19 protein-coding genes are annotated in these 16,992 nt (G+C 43.9%); 12 read left to right on the top strand and 7 right to left on the bottom strand.

What is annotated here, in order from left to right:
* Nucleotide 1: 1 nt before the first annotated feature.
* The 5 genes from NM125_RS01235 to NM125_RS01215 all read right to left on the bottom strand — a co-directional run bounded on the left by NM125_RS01235 (nucleotide 2) and on the right by NM125_RS01215 (nucleotide 4,555).
* Nucleotides 2-1,306 (bottom strand): type IX secretion system plug protein, encoded by a 1,305-nt coding sequence (locus NM125_RS01235; RefSeq protein WP_255132051.1) that lies wholly within the window; start codon nucleotides 1,304-1,306, stop codon nucleotides 2-4.
* Nucleotides 1,284-2,108, bottom strand: coding sequence for a diaminopimelate epimerase (dapF, locus tag NM125_RS01230; RefSeq protein WP_255132049.1), 825 nt, complete (start codon nucleotides 2,106-2,108; stop codon nucleotides 1,284-1,286). Before dapF ends, NM125_RS01235 begins: the two co-directional genes overlap by 23 nt.
* Nucleotides 2,109-2,111: 3 nt before the next feature.
* Complete coding sequence (locus NM125_RS01225) at nucleotides 2,112-3,293, bottom strand: DNA polymerase III subunit (RefSeq protein ID WP_255132047.1); 1,182 nt, start codon at nucleotides 3,291-3,293, stop codon at nucleotides 2,112-2,114.
* 96 nt (nucleotides 3,294-3,389) lie between these two features.
* Nucleotides 3,390-3,788, bottom strand: a complete 399-nt coding sequence (locus tag NM125_RS01220) for a four helix bundle protein (protein ID WP_255132045.1) — start codon at nucleotides 3,786-3,788, stop codon at nucleotides 3,390-3,392.
* A 101-nt stretch (nucleotides 3,789-3,889) separates the two neighbouring features.
* The gene (locus NM125_RS01215) at nucleotides 3,890-4,555 is read right to left on the bottom strand and encodes a heme exporter protein CcmB (RefSeq protein WP_255132043.1); all 666 of its coding nucleotides are present in this window, start codon (nucleotides 4,553-4,555) and stop codon (nucleotides 3,890-3,892) included.
* Nucleotides 4,556-4,814: 259 nt separating this feature from the next.
* Between NM125_RS01215 and NM125_RS01210 the strand changes: the two genes are divergently transcribed.
* The 5 genes from NM125_RS01210 to NM125_RS01190 all read left to right on the top strand — a co-directional run bounded on the left by NM125_RS01210 (nucleotide 4,815) and on the right by NM125_RS01190 (nucleotide 9,530).
* The gene (locus NM125_RS01210) at nucleotides 4,815-5,288 is read left to right on the top strand and encodes a PTS sugar transporter subunit IIA (protein WP_255132041.1); all 474 of its coding nucleotides are present in this window, start codon (nucleotides 4,815-4,817) and stop codon (nucleotides 5,286-5,288) included.
* Nucleotides 5,289-6,725 (top strand): D-alanyl-D-alanine carboxypeptidase/D-alanyl-D-alanine endopeptidase, encoded by a 1,437-nt coding sequence (gene dacB, locus NM125_RS01205; RefSeq protein ID WP_255132039.1) that lies wholly within the window; start codon nucleotides 5,289-5,291, stop codon nucleotides 6,723-6,725.
* 114 nt (nucleotides 6,726-6,839) lie between these two features.
* Complete coding sequence (locus NM125_RS01200; protein WP_255132037.1) at nucleotides 6,840-8,213, top strand: sigma-54-dependent transcriptional regulator; 1,374 nt, start codon at nucleotides 6,840-6,842, stop codon at nucleotides 8,211-8,213.
* A gap of 1 nt (nucleotide 8,214) precedes the next feature.
* The gene (gene folD, locus NM125_RS01195) at nucleotides 8,215-9,105 is read left to right on the top strand and encodes a bifunctional methylenetetrahydrofolate dehydrogenase/methenyltetrahydrofolate cyclohydrolase FolD (protein ID WP_255132035.1); all 891 of its coding nucleotides are present in this window, start codon (nucleotides 8,215-8,217) and stop codon (nucleotides 9,103-9,105) included.
* Nucleotides 9,106-9,188: 83 nt separating this feature from the next.
* Nucleotides 9,189-9,530: a hypothetical protein gene (locus NM125_RS01190; protein ID WP_255132034.1), complete on the top strand. Its 342-nt coding sequence runs from the start codon at nucleotides 9,189-9,191 to the stop codon at nucleotides 9,528-9,530.
* On the opposite strand, the gene NM125_RS01185 is transcribed toward NM125_RS01190, so the two are convergent.
* Both NM125_RS01185 and NM125_RS01180 read right to left on the bottom strand, forming a co-directional pair.
* Entirely contained in the window at nucleotides 9,527-10,306 is a 780-nt protein-coding gene (locus NM125_RS01185; RefSeq protein ID WP_255132032.1) for a hypothetical protein, read from the bottom strand. The two genes, NM125_RS01190 and NM125_RS01185, sit on opposite strands and share 4 nt — an antisense overlap.
* Complete coding sequence (locus NM125_RS01180; protein WP_255132030.1) at nucleotides 10,303-11,076, bottom strand: hypothetical protein; 774 nt, start codon at nucleotides 11,074-11,076, stop codon at nucleotides 10,303-10,305. Before NM125_RS01180 ends, NM125_RS01185 begins: the two co-directional genes overlap by 4 nt.
* Nucleotides 11,077-11,188: 112 nt before the next feature.
* Between NM125_RS01180 and guaB the strand changes: the two genes are divergently transcribed.
* Genes guaB through atpB form a run of 7 tightly spaced genes read left to right on the top strand, consistent with a single transcriptional unit; the run spans nucleotide 11,189 to nucleotide 16,987 of the window.
* Nucleotides 11,189-12,676 (top strand): IMP dehydrogenase, encoded by a 1,488-nt coding sequence (gene guaB / locus NM125_RS01175; RefSeq protein WP_255132028.1) that lies wholly within the window; start codon nucleotides 11,189-11,191, stop codon nucleotides 12,674-12,676.
* Nucleotides 12,677-12,691: 15 nt separating this feature from the next.
* Nucleotides 12,692-13,960, top strand: a complete 1,269-nt coding sequence (locus tag NM125_RS01170; RefSeq protein WP_255132027.1) for a glycosyltransferase — start codon at nucleotides 12,692-12,694, stop codon at nucleotides 13,958-13,960.
* Between the two features lie 30 nt (nucleotides 13,961-13,990).
* Nucleotides 13,991-14,848: a M23 family metallopeptidase gene (locus NM125_RS01165; protein WP_255132025.1), complete on the top strand. Its 858-nt coding sequence runs from the start codon at nucleotides 13,991-13,993 to the stop codon at nucleotides 14,846-14,848.
* Between the two features lie 9 nt (nucleotides 14,849-14,857).
* The gene (locus NM125_RS01160; protein WP_255132023.1) at nucleotides 14,858-15,295 is read left to right on the top strand and encodes a bactofilin family protein; all 438 of its coding nucleotides are present in this window, start codon (nucleotides 14,858-14,860) and stop codon (nucleotides 15,293-15,295) included.
* Nucleotides 15,296-15,307: 12 nt separating this feature from the next.
* Nucleotides 15,308-15,535 (top strand): AtpZ/AtpI family protein, encoded by a 228-nt coding sequence (locus tag NM125_RS01155; protein ID WP_255132021.1) that lies wholly within the window; start codon nucleotides 15,308-15,310, stop codon nucleotides 15,533-15,535.
* Nucleotides 15,522-15,908, top strand: a complete 387-nt coding sequence (locus NM125_RS01150; protein WP_255132020.1) for a hypothetical protein — start codon at nucleotides 15,522-15,524, stop codon at nucleotides 15,906-15,908. Before NM125_RS01155 ends, NM125_RS01150 begins: the two co-directional genes overlap by 14 nt.
* A gap of 5 nt (nucleotides 15,909-15,913) precedes the next feature.
* Complete coding sequence (gene atpB / locus NM125_RS01145; RefSeq protein ID WP_255132018.1) at nucleotides 15,914-16,987, top strand: F0F1 ATP synthase subunit A; 1,074 nt, start codon at nucleotides 15,914-15,916, stop codon at nucleotides 16,985-16,987.
* Nucleotides 16,988-16,992 lie beyond the last annotated feature (5 nt).

Genomic DNA, 16,992 nt, shown 5'->3' with positions numbered 1-16,992 from the left:
GCTACTCCGAGCTCCGGAATATTTGAACCTGCAGTAATCGTTGGTAGCGATATTCCGGATCCTGGAAATACACAAAACTTGCATATTCCTGATTCCGGCGGGTAATGGTATCACTCAAAATGAGATCATCAATGCCGTGTTCGCCATCTTTTGTGGCATATTTATAGGTGTAGGTTCCTTGTTTTATCAGGGAAGTGGTTTCCCAATATCCGGAATCCTCATTGTAGCGTAGTTTGTTATTCTCTGAAAGCAGCCACTGATTAAAATCTCCCACCAGGTAAACGCCCTTATCTTCAGAGAATCTTCCGCCATCATCAAAACGAAACCTGACGCTGGCATAGCGGGATTCAGTTGAGCTTTTTGGGTTACCAAAGTTGGACGTCCAACGGCTGACCGGATCGGAAGTGAAGTTGAGAATATCTTCCCGAAGTATCACCAACGGTGGAGTCTGCCCAAATCGCACATCAATAATCTGGCTGCCGTCCACCGACAGGGAGTTGAGGTTCAACCCAATGAAATCATAATTAGCCGGGAAAGCTCTTTCTCTTGATAGATGAAACTGTGAACGATCCTGTTCGGAAAAATCGTAATTCTCGGATCGTTTTTGATCACCCCAAAATCGGTTCTGAACAAAATAGAAACTTAAATCAAACTGTGGAAATTCAATGAAATCCGGATACACAAACTCACTGAAGGGCTGATCGATGGCATTATATCGCTGTCCGGCATTATAGATGGTTTCAACCCATGAACGTATCTCACCGGCATCTTCGGTTACAAAAAAGGGAAGGGAAAAGAGCTTCACACCGGAATTAAAATCCGAAACATGAAGCATGTAGTTACCGCTGATTTTAAACTTCAGCCGGTTGTTGGGGAATTCGGTTTCATAATGAAAAAAGTCGGGATCGCTTAATTCATTCTTTTCTCCACCGCCTACAATAATTTCATTGATACCCTCCAGGTACCAATCCTGCGGGATATTGCTGTTATCCCAATCCTGATCGTGATGGGTGAATGTGATTCTGAACTGGCCGGACAAGTCGGACAACTCATCAAAGGCGAGGACCATTTTTTGGGCTGAACCAAGTTCGATAATGGGTGGATTGTTGTCGCTTCCCTTACGGTACAATTGCACACTTTGGATGGATTGCGGTGCCGGCAGCTGATTGGGGACAAGATAACGGCTTACATATTGCTCGTTATTGTTCTGATTACTTACCGAGTTGGAAATGGATGCCGAACAGCCACTGAGCAAAACTCCTGCAGCTAAGATGAATGAATATTTATAAAGAATAGATGCCTTCAAAAACAAAATGAGCAGGTCCTGTTAAAATTAATTGATGATAGGTAGTTGTATCAGGATTAAAATCGAATGAGGCTTTTAGCGTTCCGCCTTTAACTTTCACCGTGTATGTGGCATGCTTTTCTTGTTGCTGATTGTGGAAATGAGTGGCTATGGCAGAGGCTAAGGCCCCGGTTCCGCAAGCAAGGGTAAGGTCTTCAACGCCCCGTTCATAAGTTTGGAGTCGGATGTTCTCCCCGTCTTCTGCACAAACAAAGTTCACATTACTGCCGGGTGGATTTACCTCCGGATGATAGCGCAATTCACTCCCAACACTAACCAGCTCTTTTTCATCTTCAAGTTTTTCTTGCGGGATAAAAGTAACCAGGTGTTCCGTGGCAGCATCAGCTTTAATTAGATCATAGCCGTTTAGCGTTCTTCGTTCAGGTTGTACGTGAACCGGAAAATGGATGCTGACGCTGTTATCGGCATGAACTTCTGCCTCATACACGTTATCGTGTACATTAAAGGTTTGTGAGGCGTTAAAGCCGTTTTTAAAGGCAAACATAACCAGGCACCGCGCCCCGTTTCCACACATGCCGGCATCACTGCCGTCTGCATTTCGGTAAATCATGGTGAAATCGACCTCCGCCTTTTGAGCCGGTTGGAGCACTAAAATTCCATCCCCGCCAATCCCAAACTTCCGGTCACATAGTTTTGGAGTAGTCTCAATAATCTCATCCAAAGCAAAGCCATACTTTCGGTTGTCGATAACCACAAAGTCGTTACCGGCTCCCTGCATCTTATGAAACGTAATTTCTTTCATGAGCTATTCTACAAATGCGGGTACGTGTTTCCAGTTTTCTTCATCGGAGATGATGGGATCAAGTCCGCGCATCAGGGTTGAAAATCGTAATGCCAAAACAATAAATATAAGCTTAGGGTTTACATTTTGGCGAAGAGCGGGTCGAAATTCATCGAGGTGGGTTATCATTTCTTCCAGCCGGGCATCATCCAGGGCTTTCACAAATTTTTGTATTGATTCCAGCTGATCAATGTTAGTGATGAATTTCTTTTCGCCGGTTTCACGATACACCATCAAATCCCGGATGTACATTTCAATCAGGTTGGTCATGGCGATTAAGCCTTCAATATTCTGAGAACTTTGCCAATCTTGCACCAGCGTTGATAGGCCGTTTGCATCCTGGCTGAATGCCATGCGGAGATACTCTACTACCGATTCCCGGTTCTCCTTCAGCTTGGAGACATCAAAAAAACGGGTCATGGCATAGTTGCCATTGGATACTCTTGCAAGGTAAGCTGCGGCTTCCGGTTCCAAACCATCCACATCAATTAAACCCTGCTCAACCTCTTGGGCTTTAAGTGCTCCCAGGGGAATATGCTGGCAGCGCGATGTAATGGTGGGAAGGAGGCTTTCGTAGCTTTCGGTGGTGAGGATAAACATCAGCCGGTCAGAGGGTTCTTCCAGTAACTTTAAGAAGGCATTGGCAGTCTCTTTCCTCATGGTCTCAACGTGGGTGAGAATGATAACCACGCGATTCCCTTCGTTGGGCTTGAGCTTGGCGATAGGGCGGATGTCATCCCGGAAATAGTCAATGGGATAGAAAGCCTGCAGGTTTTTGGAGGATTCATCATCCAAAGAAGGGCGCTGGGAAAAATCGATAATCTCGTAGGGATCTTTGGAAAGCAGTTCCAGCCGGTCGCGCAGTTCTTCAGTTTTAGCCGAAGTGGGCTTAGGGATGAAGACGTGAATATCCGGATGGGTAAACCAGGATGACTTTTTTGAAGCCTCATACTCACCTAACTCACTGAGGTGATCGATGCCATTGATGGCTTCGGCAAAAGCCAGGGCAAAAGCGGTTTTCCCCACACCTGAGGGGCCGGAGAGAAGGTAAGCATGGCTAATCCGGTCTGAAGCCAGCATACGCTCAACCTGTTCCTTAGCCCGGCTCTGTCCAATTATTCTTCTGTTTCCAAACTTGATGTTCATGAATTCCTGTTGTTTATGACGAGTGATGGACGACGAAGGACGGTAGACCAACGACGGACGGCCAACGACGAATGACCACTGACTGATGACCAACGCTTATTCAATTTCATAGCTCTTGCCTGGTTCATTGGATTGAAGTCCTTTCTTTAGATATTTTTTCATTGCTAACAATTTAGCAGATAACTTTTCCGAATCTTGGTAAAGTTTTTCGAAAAGTTCTGTAGAAATATAAGTCCTCTTTTTCATTAGAATAAGACAAGCTACAACCTCCATCAACGATCTATGAGCATATCCAATAAACCGAGCCTGCTCCGGATCAGTTTGACCAGTCGAGCCTTCAGCAATATTTAAAGATACAGATGTAACGGCTCTTTGAATTTGTGAAGTTAGATTAAACTTTTCAGTATCAGGCAACACTTCAATTAACAGATATATCTCATCAGCTAAATCTACAGCCAATTGCCAAACCTCTAATTTCTCAAACTTAAAAGCCATAACAGTTAAAAGGTTAATCGTTAGTCATTAGTCTATCGTCATTGGTCATTAGTCAATGGTCGTCGGTCATCCGTCGTTGGTCCCTCGTCGTTCGTCCGTCGTCATTCCTCCCAAATGTAATCAAAAAGCAAAATTCCGGCGGTGATGGTTACCCCGGCAAAGCCGATCAGAGCCGTGACGTTGTTCATAGAGCCGTCTCCACCACTTATGAAGGCTGTTTTACTGATATCAGCCAGTAAGAGCACTAATGGCATAAACAGGGGGATGCTCAACACAGAGAAAATTGCCCCTTTACGGTCGGCCTGAGACACAACGGCCGCTGTCATCGTTGCCACGCCTGATAAGCCCGCGGTTCCCACCAAAAGCATAACAAGAAATGCCGGCCAGGACTGAATCTCTAAGCCCATCAGAAAAATATACCCGGCAAAAGTGGCGACATTTATAAGCAGCGTGAACAAAAAATTGTATAGCAGTTTCCCGGTATAAACGGTGGTTCCTTCGGCGTAAATACGGAGCAGGTCAAAGGTTTTTTTATCGGTTTCAGAAATGAAACTTCGGCTAAGGGCAGATAGAGCGGCAAAGAGAATGATAATCCAAACCAGGCCGGATTTTGGCCCCGGCTCCAGCTGGTCGGCGCGGAGGGTGAATAACACTAAAAGCATGGCTGCCGCAACAAAAGCCAGCACCATGTTGAAGGCAAATCGGGTGCGCAGTTCAATCTGCAGGTCTTTCTTTAAAATTGTGAGTGTACTCCGGATCCAATTCATGGCCAAGTTTAAGGATTTTGGCGGGTTATTGATAGGGGGAATAGAGCGAGGTATGGACGTAGTCACCCTTACTCTGATAAAGGGGCTGAATTGAAAGTAAATGACAAAAGTCAGAGTGATCCTGTTTTGTAAAAATCGGTTACAGCTTACCCCTTATTATTCGGCTTAGCTAAAAACAATGCAATTAATCTTTGATTGATTCACTCTTCACTGCCTATATTCGAGCGCTATCGAATCTTTATTTTTGCCAGGAAATTACATGAATTTATTTTCGCTGTTAGATCAAACCACGGTTCTCCCCAGCTTTGCTGTTGGCTCCAAAAAAGAACTTATAAATGCCCTTGTAGATGCTTTAGAGGAAAAAGTGGAGTCCAAAGAACAGTTGGAAGAAATAAGACAAGCTGTGTTTGAACGCGAAAAAATAATGAGTACCGGTGTGGGGAAAGGTCTCGCTATTCCGCACGCAAAAACTTCGTCGGTGGATGATAACCTTGCTGCTTTTGCTCTCCTGGAAGAACCGCTCGACTTTGATTCTATCGATGATGAACCGGTTCGGTTGGTTTTTCTGCTTGTTGGGCCGGAATCAAATAACAGCCAGCATATTAAGCTGTTAAGCCGGATTTCAAGGCTGATGAACAGCGGATCATTCAGGGAAACGATCCTTAATTGCAGCTCTACTGATGAAATTCTGAATGCATTTCAGGGTGAAGAAGAAAAATACTTTGTAAGCTAAATGAAGCTTTCTTTCCGCATTGTACTTCCATTGCTCCTCGCATTTTTTGCGGAAACCCTTTGTGCTCAGAATCTTTCGGCTATTATTGATCAGGCTCCTAATCAGGAAGCGTTTTGGTCGGTAATGGTACGGGACGATCAGGGCCGGATACTGGAAAGCTTCCATCCCGACAAAGTGATTGTTCCCGCTTCCAACCAAAAGCTGTTAACTACAGCCGCATTCCTCGATTTTTTTGGTGCTGATTACCGCTTCCGAACTTCGGTTTATGGAGATGGAGAATTGTCGGGCAATACATGGAAGGGTAATCTCATCATAAAGGGAAGTGGAGACCCTTCAATAAGCGGCGATTTATATAATGATGACCGTTATCATGTGTTCCGAAAGTTTGCCGATCAGCTGAAAGCAAAGGGAATTGAAGAGATTGATGGAAATCTGATGGCCGATGTCAGCTTATTTGACGGGCAGCATTACCCCAAAGGATGGGACTGGTACGATTTTTCATTCTACTACGGAGTTCAGGTCAGCCCGCTATCCTTCAACAACAATGCCGTGGACCTGGAAGTGTTTGCAGAAGGTGAAATTGGGGAAACACCGCGCATTACCTGGTTTCCGGATAGCACAGATTATGTACAGTTTGAAAACCGGCAGGTGATCACTCACCCGGCCACGGAATACGACGAATACTACCGCCGGGAGATGGGAGGCAATCGCATTGTGCTGGGTAGCACTTTGCCTAAGGATTATTATGAAGATGAATCGCTTTCGATAGATAATCCCCCCATGTTTTTTTTGGATTCATTTAAAGAATACCTCAATGACAACGGAATTCGATTTGACGGTGCGATCGTGGTTTATGATAAAGCCTTCGATTACGATACTTCGAACATCCTGGCTGAACACGAATCGAAGCCACTGGCTGAGCTCATCAAGTGGGTGAACAAAGAAAGCGATAATTTTTATACCGAGATGATACTCAAAACGCTTTCTGCCAAGGCTGGAGAACAACCGGGATCGTTTGAACACGGCATTCAGCAGGTTAGGGAATTTGCAGCAGAAATGGGATTGGATACCACTCACATTCAGATGAACGACGGCTCCGGTTTGGCAGGAGGGAATTTCAACAAGACGGCGATATTATCGGATCTGTTGGTTAAGATGCAGGATCACCCTGAATCTACGGCCTATTTCAACAGCATGTCGGTAGCCGGTATTGATGGAACATTGGCCCATCGGATGAAGGGAACTCCATTGTACAACAATTTCAAAGGGAAGTCGGGTTTTGTGACCGGGGTTAGAACACTGAGTGGTTATTTTGAGGCAGAATCAGGGAAGAAGATCATCGTGAGTATTGCGACAAATAATTTTATCTCGGAAAAAGTACGCCCAATCGATGCTGTCCATGAAAAAATATTGATGTACCTTTACGGCAAGTATTGATGTATTGCCATAAAAAACTCGAAAGCACTAAAGTGTAAGTAGTAATCTTAGTTTGCGTAGGCTTTGGGTTTTAGTGATTTCGTGGCCTCTAAACAATAGTTAACCATACCGGGAATGTCTGAACAGAAAGCTCATATCTTAATTACGGATGACGAAAAAGCCATTCGTAATACGCTGGAAGAAATTCTGCAGTACGAGAACTATGAGGTTTCTACTGCTGAAAGCGGACAGCTGGCCCTGGATTTTGTTGGAGAGAATGACATAGACCTTATGTTCCTTGATATCAAAATGCAGGGAATGGATGGCCTTGAGACCCTAAAAAAGCTTCGCGAAGCCGGACACGAGTTTCCTGTTATTATGATTTCCGGTCACGGTACCATAGAAATTGCCGTTGAAGCCACAAAAATGGGCGCCTATGATTTTCTGGAAAAACCCCCGGATTTAAATCGTCTGCTGATTTCGGTCAGGAATGCGCTTTCACAGCAAAATCTTGCCAAAGAGTACAAGCAGATCAAGAAAAAGCTGCCGAAGGTTCAGGAGATCATCGGGGAGAGCAAAGCTATTTCGAAAATCAAAACGCTGATCGAGAAAGTTGCCCCTACGCAATCCCGCGTTTTAATAACCGGCGAAAATGGAACCGGAAAGGAGCTGGTGGCAAAATGGATTCATGAAAAAAGCCCAAGAAGCACCGGACCTTTCGTGGAAGTAAACTGCGCAGCCATTCCATCCGATTTGTTGGAAAGTGAATTGTTTGGTCACGAAAAAGGTGCATTTACCGGCGCTTCTGATCAGCGTATCGGTAAGTTTGAACAGGCTGACGGTGGCACCTTATTTTTGGATGAAATTGGGGATATGAGTTTGGAGGCACAGGCCAAAGTGTTACGGGCTCTGCAGGAAAATAAAGTGACCCGCGTGGGTGGTAATGAATCAGTTTCGGTGGATGTCCGCATACTTGCGGCTACGAATAAAGATCTGGAAGAAGAGATCAAAGAAGGAAATTTTCGGGAAGATTTATTTCACCGGATAAGCGTGATTCCAATCAAAGTTCCTCCACTCAGAGAGCGTAAGGAAGATATCCCGCTAATTGCCAAAGCCTGCCTGAATAACCTGAAGGAAAAAGATATCAGCTTTTCATCTATTTCATTTTCAGATGGTGCCCTGAAGGCGCTAAAGGAAAAAGAGTGGAGCGGGAATGTTCGGGAGCTTCAGAATGCGGTAGAGCGACTGGGAATTCTGGAATCAGGAGATGAAATCACCAAAGAAACCGTCAATGACGTGCTCAAAACAAGGGATTTAAAAGCAGGGGATTTGGGTAAACTGGCTGATGAAACAGAAGATTTTCAGGATTTCAAGGAAACAGCAGAACGCATATTTTTAGTAAAGCAGCTGGAAAAGAACGATTGGAACATTTCTCAGACTGCAGAACAGATTGGCATACAACGCAGCCACATGTACAATAAAATGAAAAAGTATAACATAGAGCGATAGTATGAGTGCAGAAATTATTGATGGCAAGAAAGTAGCAGAATTAGTCCGTAACCGCGTTCGGGAGGATGTGGAAGACTGGACGGCGAAGGGAAATCGGGCGCCGTTCCTGCAGGTGATTTTAGTAGGTGATGACCCGGCCTCTAAAGTGTATACGGGTGCCAAAACCCGGGCCTGTGAAGAGGTGGGCATCGAAACACATACCGAAATATTGCAGGATACCATATCTGCTAAAGAGCTTAAATCGATCATTCAGCAGTATAATGAAGACGACTCCGTGGATGGCATCCTGGTTCAGCTCCCATTACCGGCACATCTATCTTCTCATGACGTGATTGAAAGCATCGACCATCGTAAGGATGTGGATGGTTTTCATCCCATGAATGTAGGAAGGCTTACGGTTGACCAGCCTTGTTTTCGCAGTTGCACCCCGGCGGGAATTATGGAGCTTTTCAAACATTATAGTATCCCCGTAAAGGCCAAGCATGCTGTTGTAGTTGGGGCCAGCAACATTGTGGGGTCGCCTATGGCGATTATGCTGTCCAGGGAAAATTCATCCGGTAAAGCAACTACAACCATTTGCCATAAGTACACCAAAGATCTGACTCAGCATACAATTTCGGCTGACATTCTGATTGCTGCAGCAGGCCAGCCTCACCTGATTAAAGCTGAGATGATTAAGGAAGGGGCGGTGATTATTGATGTGGGAATTAACCGTATAGCTGATGAAACCGCTGAAAAAGGATACAAGCTGGTTGGTGATGTGGACTTTGAGTCGGTTAAGAAAAAAGCCAGCTGGATTACTCCGGTCCCCGGTGGTGTTGGCCCGATGACGGTTGCCATGCTGATGAAAAATACATTGCTGGCAGCTAAAAAGAGTATTTATCCGGAGTAAAAACTTTTTTGCATTAGGAGTGACACTATGATGTCACTCACTGTCATTATCATTGAGTAAATCAAAAAACAAAACCAATGATTATGACAAGCAACGCACTTTCAATCACCCCGCAACAAGATCAGTCAACTGCTTTATTTGCCGTTCCAATTCTGAAGAGAATCGAGCGGGAGAGCCAAGATGAGTATGCTGAAATGCAGCAGGCTTTTGAATTAATGGGCTGGGGAAATTTACCTGATGAACTCAAAATTGAAATCAAGGATGATGTGAAGTTCATGGTTGAAGAACTCAAAGGACGGTTTTCATCCTGCGATCCGTTTGTGAAGCGCCGCAGAGAAACCATTCATTACTGGGTGAGCTGCTTTCAGGATGGAATTTGTTCTCTGAGTGCTGCAATCAAAGCTTTGGAAGTAAAACCACTTTAAGCGTTTCGTTCTTTAGACTGGGAGGAAGACGGATGCTCTTCTGTTTGATAGAGATCCTGATCTTCAATCTCAATAGAGCTGGACGTTTTGGCAAATGAAGAAATGTGAAGTCGTGAGGAAATTGCATCAATAATATTTGAAAGCTGTTTCTTTTGCTTTTCAAAATAAAGTTTCTGGAAAATCCGAACACCGAAAACTCCGGTTACTCCGGCAATTGTTGATGTCAAAGCAGCAATAAACATAGAGGTATCACTGCCATCAAATGAAATTGCTGTAATCATAAATGGGATGAGAAAACCGAAGAAGTTTGTGATAAACTTTATTCCCGGCCAGTTTAAAACATATTGAATCGAAGTCTTTCCCTCCTTTGGAGTTAAAGATATATGCCGATACCCAATATCCTTGGTTTGCTGTTCCCACTCGTAGGACTTTCCACTTTTGGAATCGGCGCCAATCCCGCCGGTAACTTTCCGCATTTGTTTTATGAGATCATCCCAATTTTCATCATTTACCTCTCCTTCAACAGTCTTTACTATTTGAACTTTAGACGTACCAGCCCACCAACTGAAGGTGTTCTTAAAGTTTGGGTCGTCCATGGTGTATATTGCTTCAAGCATAACATCAGCATCGATACCTGCTTCATCCGCTAATTCTAAGAGCTCTTCCTTTGATAGGCCATCCCGGTCTCTATGAATCTCTCGCTTGATCTGTATTTCAGATGCCCGGTTGAGAATTTTACTGATTTCTTTTTTGCTATAAGTTTTATTTGAATTCATGATTCTGATTCTTTTTTGATCGATTGATCCAAGCTGCCATCGTTACTGAAACTGTAAACATCATCGTTTTCGATGTTTATAGAGTTTGTATTAAAAGACTGGATTTTTCGGGAAAGAGCAGAAGCGAGAGTGGAAAGCTGATTCTTCTGTTTATGGTAATAACTTTTCAGGAAAAAGCGGCTCAAAGCAAATCCACCCAAGCCAAAGAAAGGGGCAATCATCAAAGCCAGTTGCTTACCGCTTATTTCCTTTACAACGATCAGGGTAATAATGAAGGCAAAGAAAAAACTCAGGAAGCCGCTTAGCGCTTTAAAAGGTCCCCATGAACTGACCATCTGAATTTTTGTTTGTCCATTTTTTGGGGTGAAGGAGAAGTGCTTATATCCGAAATCACTTTTTCGTTGTTCCCATTCAAAGGTATTTCCTGTTTTCTTAACCTTGCCAATACCACCGGTTATCTTCCGTATTTCAAGAACCAGGTCTTCCCACTGTTCTTCATCAATTTCACCCGCAATAGAAGAAGCATGCTGAATGCGCGATGTTCCCTTTATCAAATTATAGGTTTGTTCATCCAGGTCTGGCTCACCAATTTTTGCTAATGCTTCATGTAAGGCTTCTCTGCTAATACCAACTTCTTCAGCGATGTGAATGAGGTCTTCTTCAGACAGTGTTTCCTGATCTTCATACAAGTCTTTTCTAACCTGAATTTCAGAAGCTTTGGTAAGAATTTTACTTATTTCTTTTTTGGAATACGATTTTGAATCAGGCATGGAATCTATTTTTGGAGTACCTACGGTATTTAAACAAAAAATGTTATTGAATGCAGAACTTCCACAGAGATATCCTTATCTTTGAAAAACTGCAAGCCAAACTTTCTTTTTCATGTACAAAATGAATAACTCCTCTCCCTTTGAACGCATTACGCGACAGGGACTTACGTACGATGATGTACTTCTGGTCCCAAATTTTTCACAGGTTTTGCCACGCGATGTAGATACCACCGTTCAGCTAACGCCTTCACTAAAACTGAACGTACCTATCATCAGTGCAGCAATGGATACGGTTTCTGAATACCGCTTGGCTATTGCGCTGGCCCGGGAAGGGGGAATCGCAATGCTTCACAAAAACATGAGTATTGAAGATCAGGCTGAGCATGTTCGGTTGGTGAAAAGAAGTGAGAGCGGGATGATTGTTGATCCGGTTACGCTGAAAGAAGGCGCAACGGTTCGTGAAGCCCGGGCACTCATGAAAAAGCAGAAGATTGGTGGAATTCCCATCGTGGATGAGACCGGAATTTTAGTAGGGATTGTGACAAACAGAGATCTTCGTTTTGAATCGGAGCTGAATAAAAAGCTCGGTGATATAATGACACACGAAGATTTGATCACCGCCAAAGAAGGAACCAACCTGAAACAGGCCGAACAGATTCTGCAGCATTATAAGGTTGAGAAACTCCCAATTGTAGATGCCAATAATAAGTTGGTTGGTCTGATCACCTTCAAGGATATCGAAAAGAAAATGAACTTCCCGAATGCCTGTAAGGATGAAATGGGAAGATTGAGAGTAGGTGCAGCCGTTGGCGTTACCGCCGATACAATGGACCGCGTAGATGCTCTGGTAGCTGCAAGTGTTGACGCCATCACAGTTGATACCGCACACGGACATTCCAAAGGCGTGCTCGAAACCATCAAGAAAATCAAAAGCGCGTACCCTGACCTGAACGTAATTGGCGGGAACATTGCCACCAAGGCAGCTGCAGAAGCCTTAGCGGAAGCCGGTGCCGATGTAGTGAAAGTAGGAGTTGGGCCGGGTTCAATTTGTACCACCCGGGTGGTAACCGGAGTTGGAGTTCCCCAGTTAAGTGCGGTAATGGAAGTGGCCGAATTTACCCGTGAGAATGGTATTGGCCTGATTGCAGACGGAGGCATCAAGCAAACCGGTGACATCCCCAAAGCTATTGCCGGCGGTGCCGATGCCGTTATGATGGGCTCTATGTTTGCCGGTGTGGATGAAAGTCCGGGAGAGACCATTATCTATGAATCCCGTAAGTACAAATCTTACCGTGGAATGGGAAGCATCAGTGCGATGAACAAAGGCTCTAAAGATCGCTACTTCCAGGATGTGGAGGACGATATCAATAAACTGGTTCCTGAAGGAATTGAAGGCCGTGTGCCATTTAAGGGATATCTAAGTGAAGTTGTTCACCAGATGTCGGGCGGACTAAGAGCTGCCATGGGCTATGCAGGTGCTGCCAATATCGATGATATGAAGAAAGCTGAGTTTGTTCAGATTTCAGCAGCTTCTTACCGTGAAAGTCACCCGCATTCGGTGCAAATCACTAAGGAAGCGCCGAACTACTCGGTATCCTGATCGGCCTTGCCCGGGATGAAAAACGTACTCTTCATTGTCTATTATTTTCCTCCGATGGGAGGGAGTGGCGTGCAGCGCCCCCTCAAGTTTGCTAAATACCTGAGAGATTTTGGCTGGAACCCGATCATATTATGTCCGGAATCGGGAGCCTATCACACCTTTGATGGATCCCTTCAGCAGGAAGTTGAAGACCTTAACCTTGAAGTGCACAGAGTAGAGGCCAATACTCCATTTCACCGAACCGGTCAAAGTCGCCGGGAAGTAAAAGTGCCAGGGACAATCGCTAAAATTTTACGCTGGTTTTCTACCTTTTTCTTCATTCCCGATAACAAGAAAAGCTGGATTGAACCCGGCCTGGAAAAAGCCCTGGAACTGGTTAAAGAGAAGGATATTGATGCAGTTTTTGCAAGCGGTCCGCCCCACAGTAATTTAATGCTGGCTCAACAGCTGAAGGAAAAGACCGGTATTCCTGTTATTATGGATCTGAGGGATGATTGGGTGGAAAGTCACCTTATTAAATACCCAACGGCCTGGCACAAAAAGAAGATGGAGCAGCTGGAAATTGACACCCTCACTAAAGCTAATGCCCTTCTTACTATTAATGAGGAAATAGCCTGGAGCATCACTTCAAGAGTGCTAAAGGAAGTGGAAGTAATCGGGCATGGATATGATCCGGAAGATTTTGAGTCGGCCGGTGAGATGGCATCAGGTTCACCCCAAAAATTAAAGTTTCTGTACAGCGGTACCTTTTACCCCGAAAGCACGCCGGACTCTTTTTTAAAGGGGGTACATAGATTATTGAAACATAATCCGGAGCTCAAAGATAGCATAGAGCTTCAGTTTCAGGGCGGGTTGAATAGCAAACACTGGAAGGTGATTCATGAGTTGGATTTAACTTCGATAGTGTTGGATTTTGGGTATGTAGATCATGATTTAGCCGTGAAAAATTTGATGAATGCGGATGTACTGTGGCTGAATATTGGCCAGAAAAAGAACCCTGAAATCATTTCCCTTGGAAAAACGAGTGAATACTTTGCAACAAGGAAACCGGTTTTGGGTCTTGTTCCCGAGGGAAGTGCAAAAACGATGCTGGAAAAATATGGAAAAGCATTTATTGCAGATCCCTACGATATAACAGAGATTGCCGGGCAGCTGTCAGCGATTGTAGAATGTTACCAAAAAGGTAGCTGGCCGGAACATTCGGATGAGGTGGTTGAGTCATATAACCGTAAAAAGCTGGCGGGCAAATTAGCGCATATGTTAGATGAAATTTCTGTTCAATAAATAGATTGTATTGTAGTAACTTGGAAAGCGATGATTGATCTGCTTAAAAAATTATTTGAACAGCGACAGAAGAAAATCACAGTGATTTTGCTGGATGACTCCAAGCCGGATGAGGATAATTCCTATATGGTGTATCCCAATGGTTTGTTTGGTATGATTCTGGGGATATCCACTGTATTTGCTATTTTTGTGGCGCTTGTTTTTATGTTGACGCCGCTGGGTGGGTTGCTTTACAGTACCGATGATGCTGAAATTCGTGCACAGATTTTGGAAGTTACACAGAAGGCCATTGCTCTTGAAGACTCCCTTCGCCAGCGGGATATGCAGCTCCGGGAAATGAAGAACATAATCCGGTTGAGTATTGATACTACACTGGCCATGGACGAACGTTTTGATAACTTGTTTGATCCTAATGACCCTTTTCAGAATTCTGATTTTATAAACTTTGATGAATCCGCGCAATTTAACCGGCTCAGCCAAAATGAAGTCTTATTTTCCAATGTATCTAAAACAGCGCCTGATTTCCCGGCAAAGTATCCGGTACAGGGCTCTTTAACCCGTGGGTATATGCCTGACGATGAACATTATGGCTTAGACATAGCCACAAAAAACAACGAGCCTGTCATAAATATTGCTGACGGCTCCGTTTTTAATAGTAGTTGGACAATTAATAATGGATATGTAATATCCGTGCAACACAGTGAAGGTGTGGTTACAACCTATAAGCACCTTTCTAAATTAAATAAGAAGGAAGGCGACCTTGTTTTAAAAGGTGATATTCTTGGCGAAATTGGAAATGCCGGGGTATTAAGCACAGGGCCGCATCTCCATTTTGAAATATGGAAAAATGGAGTACCTCAAAATCCGGAAGTCTATTTAATCAAATAAAATCGAGTTATGCTAAATTCAAAAAAATCTACAAGTACTAATAACGTTTCTGAGAATGCAAACCACTCACCGTCAGTCAATATTTTGAGTGAGGGAACTAAACTAAAGGGTGATCTTAATTCTCAGACCGACATTCGCATAGCCGGAGTCATTGATGGGGAAGCGGTTTCAAAAGGAAAATTGATTGTAACGGGCAACGGTAAAATTATCGGAAACATCACTTCTTCTGATGCCGACATTGCCGGAAGGGTAGAAGGGGAAGTAAAAGTATCGAACAAACTTACCCTGAGAGAGAGCGCCATTATTGATGGAAACATCTACACCAAAACCCTTATTGTTGAAGAAGGTGCACAAATAAATGGCTCTTGCCGTATGGGATCTGATGCAAAATCACTCTCCGAAAAAAGCGACGCCGACTATGCCGGCGATACCAAAGTTAAATCCTGACCCGCTAAATAATTGCTTCACAACCTGCTGCCCGACAAATACGCTGAATATGTAGGCCTTGGGTTAGAAATTGCTGTTTCAATGGCACTGCCTATTGTAGGCGGGTATTACCTTGATCAATATTTTGAACTCACGCCCTGGCTCACGTTAACCGGGGTATTGGTTGGAATGGGTAATTTCGGGTTGATGATAGCACGAATAGCAAAAAAGCTAAATCAACAGGATAATGATAAAAAATAACGGCCGGAGTGTTGTCAAAAGCACATTACTGGTTTCGGCTCTTCTAATAGTGCTCTCCGGCGGGTTCTTTGCTGTAGGTGAACAAGAGGGGATTGCGGTGTTAACCGGAACCATGCTCAGCTGTGTGTTTGTAATCAGCAGTGCATGGGTTTTTGATACCTTCAGAGAGACCAAAACCTCTACCTTCATAAAAATATTTTTCTTCTCTACAGCCATTCGCTTTCTGTTAGTGCTCATTTTGTTCGGAATTTTGCTTGGAGTAACAAAAATTGATGAAATCTACTTTACAGTTAGTTTCATAATTTCCTATCTTTGCCAATCTGTAACGGAAATGATTTTAATTAACAAAATTCTTCAAAAGAGCGGCAGTTAAAGACAATGATTCAAACCCTGCGTCGAGTTTTCTTAACTCTTTTATTTTTAAGTATAAGCACCTCAAACACTTTTGCGGCTGACCAGGCGGAAGGAGAAGATGAGCCGATAATCGATGTAATGGGTACCGTTCTTGATCACGATTATTTCAAAACCCCATTTGGTAAAGTTTATCTCCCCCGCATTTTCTATTGGGAAGATGCTTCCGGTGAAACTCAACTAAGTTTCTACAGCTCTACCAAAAAAGCTGAAGCATCTGGTGAGTTTGCAATGTCAGAGGCCGGTGCGATCATTCCAGCTGATGGCGGTCACATTAAAATCGATTTTTCCATCACTTCTCACCTTATGTACTTTTGGATTAGTGTGATCCTTGTACTTTGGATTACCATTTCGATGGCTCGTAAGTATAAAAAAGGAGTTGGGCGAGAAACAGAACCAAAAGGAAGTTTCCAGAATATATTTGAAATCCTTTTTGAGTTTGTTCGTGATAATATTGCCAAGGATAATATCCGCGATGACAAGTACAAGAAGTATGTGCCGTACTTGTTCTCCATTTTTATGGGTATTGCTTTTATGAACCTCTTTGGTTTATTGCCATGGGCGGCTACCGCTACAGCCGATTTAACCGTTACAGCAACGCTGGCAACTATTACTTTTTTCATTACTCAGTTTAGCGGAACCAAAGATCACTGGGCGCACGTATTCTGGTTTCCGGGTGTTCCCGGCTGGACCCGCCTGATTTTGACTCCGGTTGAAATCCTGGGTCTTTTTACCAAGCCGTTTGCTCTCGCTATTCGACTTTTTGCCAACATGTTATCAGGAAAGATGATGATTATCGCGATCCTCGGGTTGATCTTCATTTTTGCTGATCTCTTTGGTCCCGGTGGGGCCTATGGGATGGCAGGTCTGTTATCCGTACCTCTAACTGCAGCATTGTATTTTCTAAAGGCTTTTGTGGCCTTGTTGCAGGCGTATGTATTCACCATTCTTTCAGCCGTATTCATTGGAATGGCTGCCGAAGATCATGCGCATGACGAGGAAGGGTATCACGCAGAGCATATTGCTGAACAAGCAAATTGAACTTA

This window comes from Gracilimonas sediminicola, assembly GCF_024320785.1.
In the GTDB taxonomy this organism is placed as follows: Bacteria; Bacteroidota; Rhodothermia; order Balneolales; family Balneolaceae; genus Gracilimonas; species Gracilimonas sediminicola.
Note: the sequence above shows the minus strand (reverse complement) of the source record. Positions and strands in the feature narration are given on the sequence as shown.

Bases quoted from the DNA above. Each gene is read 5' to 3' on its own strand.
- dapF (WP_255132049.1), bottom strand. From the start codon at position 2,108: ATGAAAGAAATTACGTTTCATAAGATGCAGGGAGCCGGTAACGACTTT.
- NM125_RS01225 (WP_255132047.1), bottom strand. From the start codon at position 3,293: ATGAACATCAAGTTTGGAAACAGAAGAATAATTGGACAGAGCCGGGCT.
- NM125_RS01220 (WP_255132045.1), bottom strand. From the start codon at position 3,788: ATGGCTTTTAAGTTTGAGAAATTAGAGGTTTGGCAATTGGCTGTAGAT.
- NM125_RS01215 (WP_255132043.1), bottom strand. From the start codon at position 4,555: ATGAATTGGATCCGGAGTACACTCACAATTTTAAAGAAAGACCTGCAG.
- NM125_RS01210 (WP_255132041.1), top strand. From the start codon at position 4,815: ATGAATTTATTTTCGCTGTTAGATCAAACCACGGTTCTCCCCAGCTTT.
- dacB (WP_255132039.1), top strand. From the start codon at position 5,289: ATGAAGCTTTCTTTCCGCATTGTACTTCCATTGCTCCTCGCATTTTTT.
- NM125_RS01200 (WP_255132037.1), top strand. From the start codon at position 6,840: ATGTCTGAACAGAAAGCTCATATCTTAATTACGGATGACGAAAAAGCC.
- folD (WP_255132035.1), top strand. From the start codon at position 8,215: ATGAGTGCAGAAATTATTGATGGCAAGAAAGTAGCAGAATTAGTCCGT.
- NM125_RS01190 (WP_255132034.1), top strand. From the start codon at position 9,189: ATGACAAGCAACGCACTTTCAATCACCCCGCAACAAGATCAGTCAACT.
- NM125_RS01185 (WP_255132032.1), bottom strand. From the start codon at position 10,306: ATGAATTCAAATAAAACTTATAGCAAAAAAGAAATCAGTAAAATTCTC.
- NM125_RS01180 (WP_255132030.1), bottom strand. From the start codon at position 11,076: ATGCCTGATTCAAAATCGTATTCCAAAAAAGAAATAAGTAAAATTCTT.
- guaB (WP_255132028.1), top strand. From the start codon at position 11,189: ATGTACAAAATGAATAACTCCTCTCCCTTTGAACGCATTACGCGACAG.
- NM125_RS01170 (WP_255132027.1), top strand. From the start codon at position 12,692: ATGAAAAACGTACTCTTCATTGTCTATTATTTTCCTCCGATGGGAGGG.
- NM125_RS01165 (WP_255132025.1), top strand. From the start codon at position 13,991: ATGATTGATCTGCTTAAAAAATTATTTGAACAGCGACAGAAGAAAATC.
- NM125_RS01160 (WP_255132023.1), top strand. From the start codon at position 14,858: ATGCTAAATTCAAAAAAATCTACAAGTACTAATAACGTTTCTGAGAAT.
- NM125_RS01150 (WP_255132020.1), top strand. From the start codon at position 15,522: ATGATAAAAAATAACGGCCGGAGTGTTGTCAAAAGCACATTACTGGTT.
- atpB (WP_255132018.1), top strand. From the start codon at position 15,914: ATGATTCAAACCCTGCGTCGAGTTTTCTTAACTCTTTTATTTTTAAGT.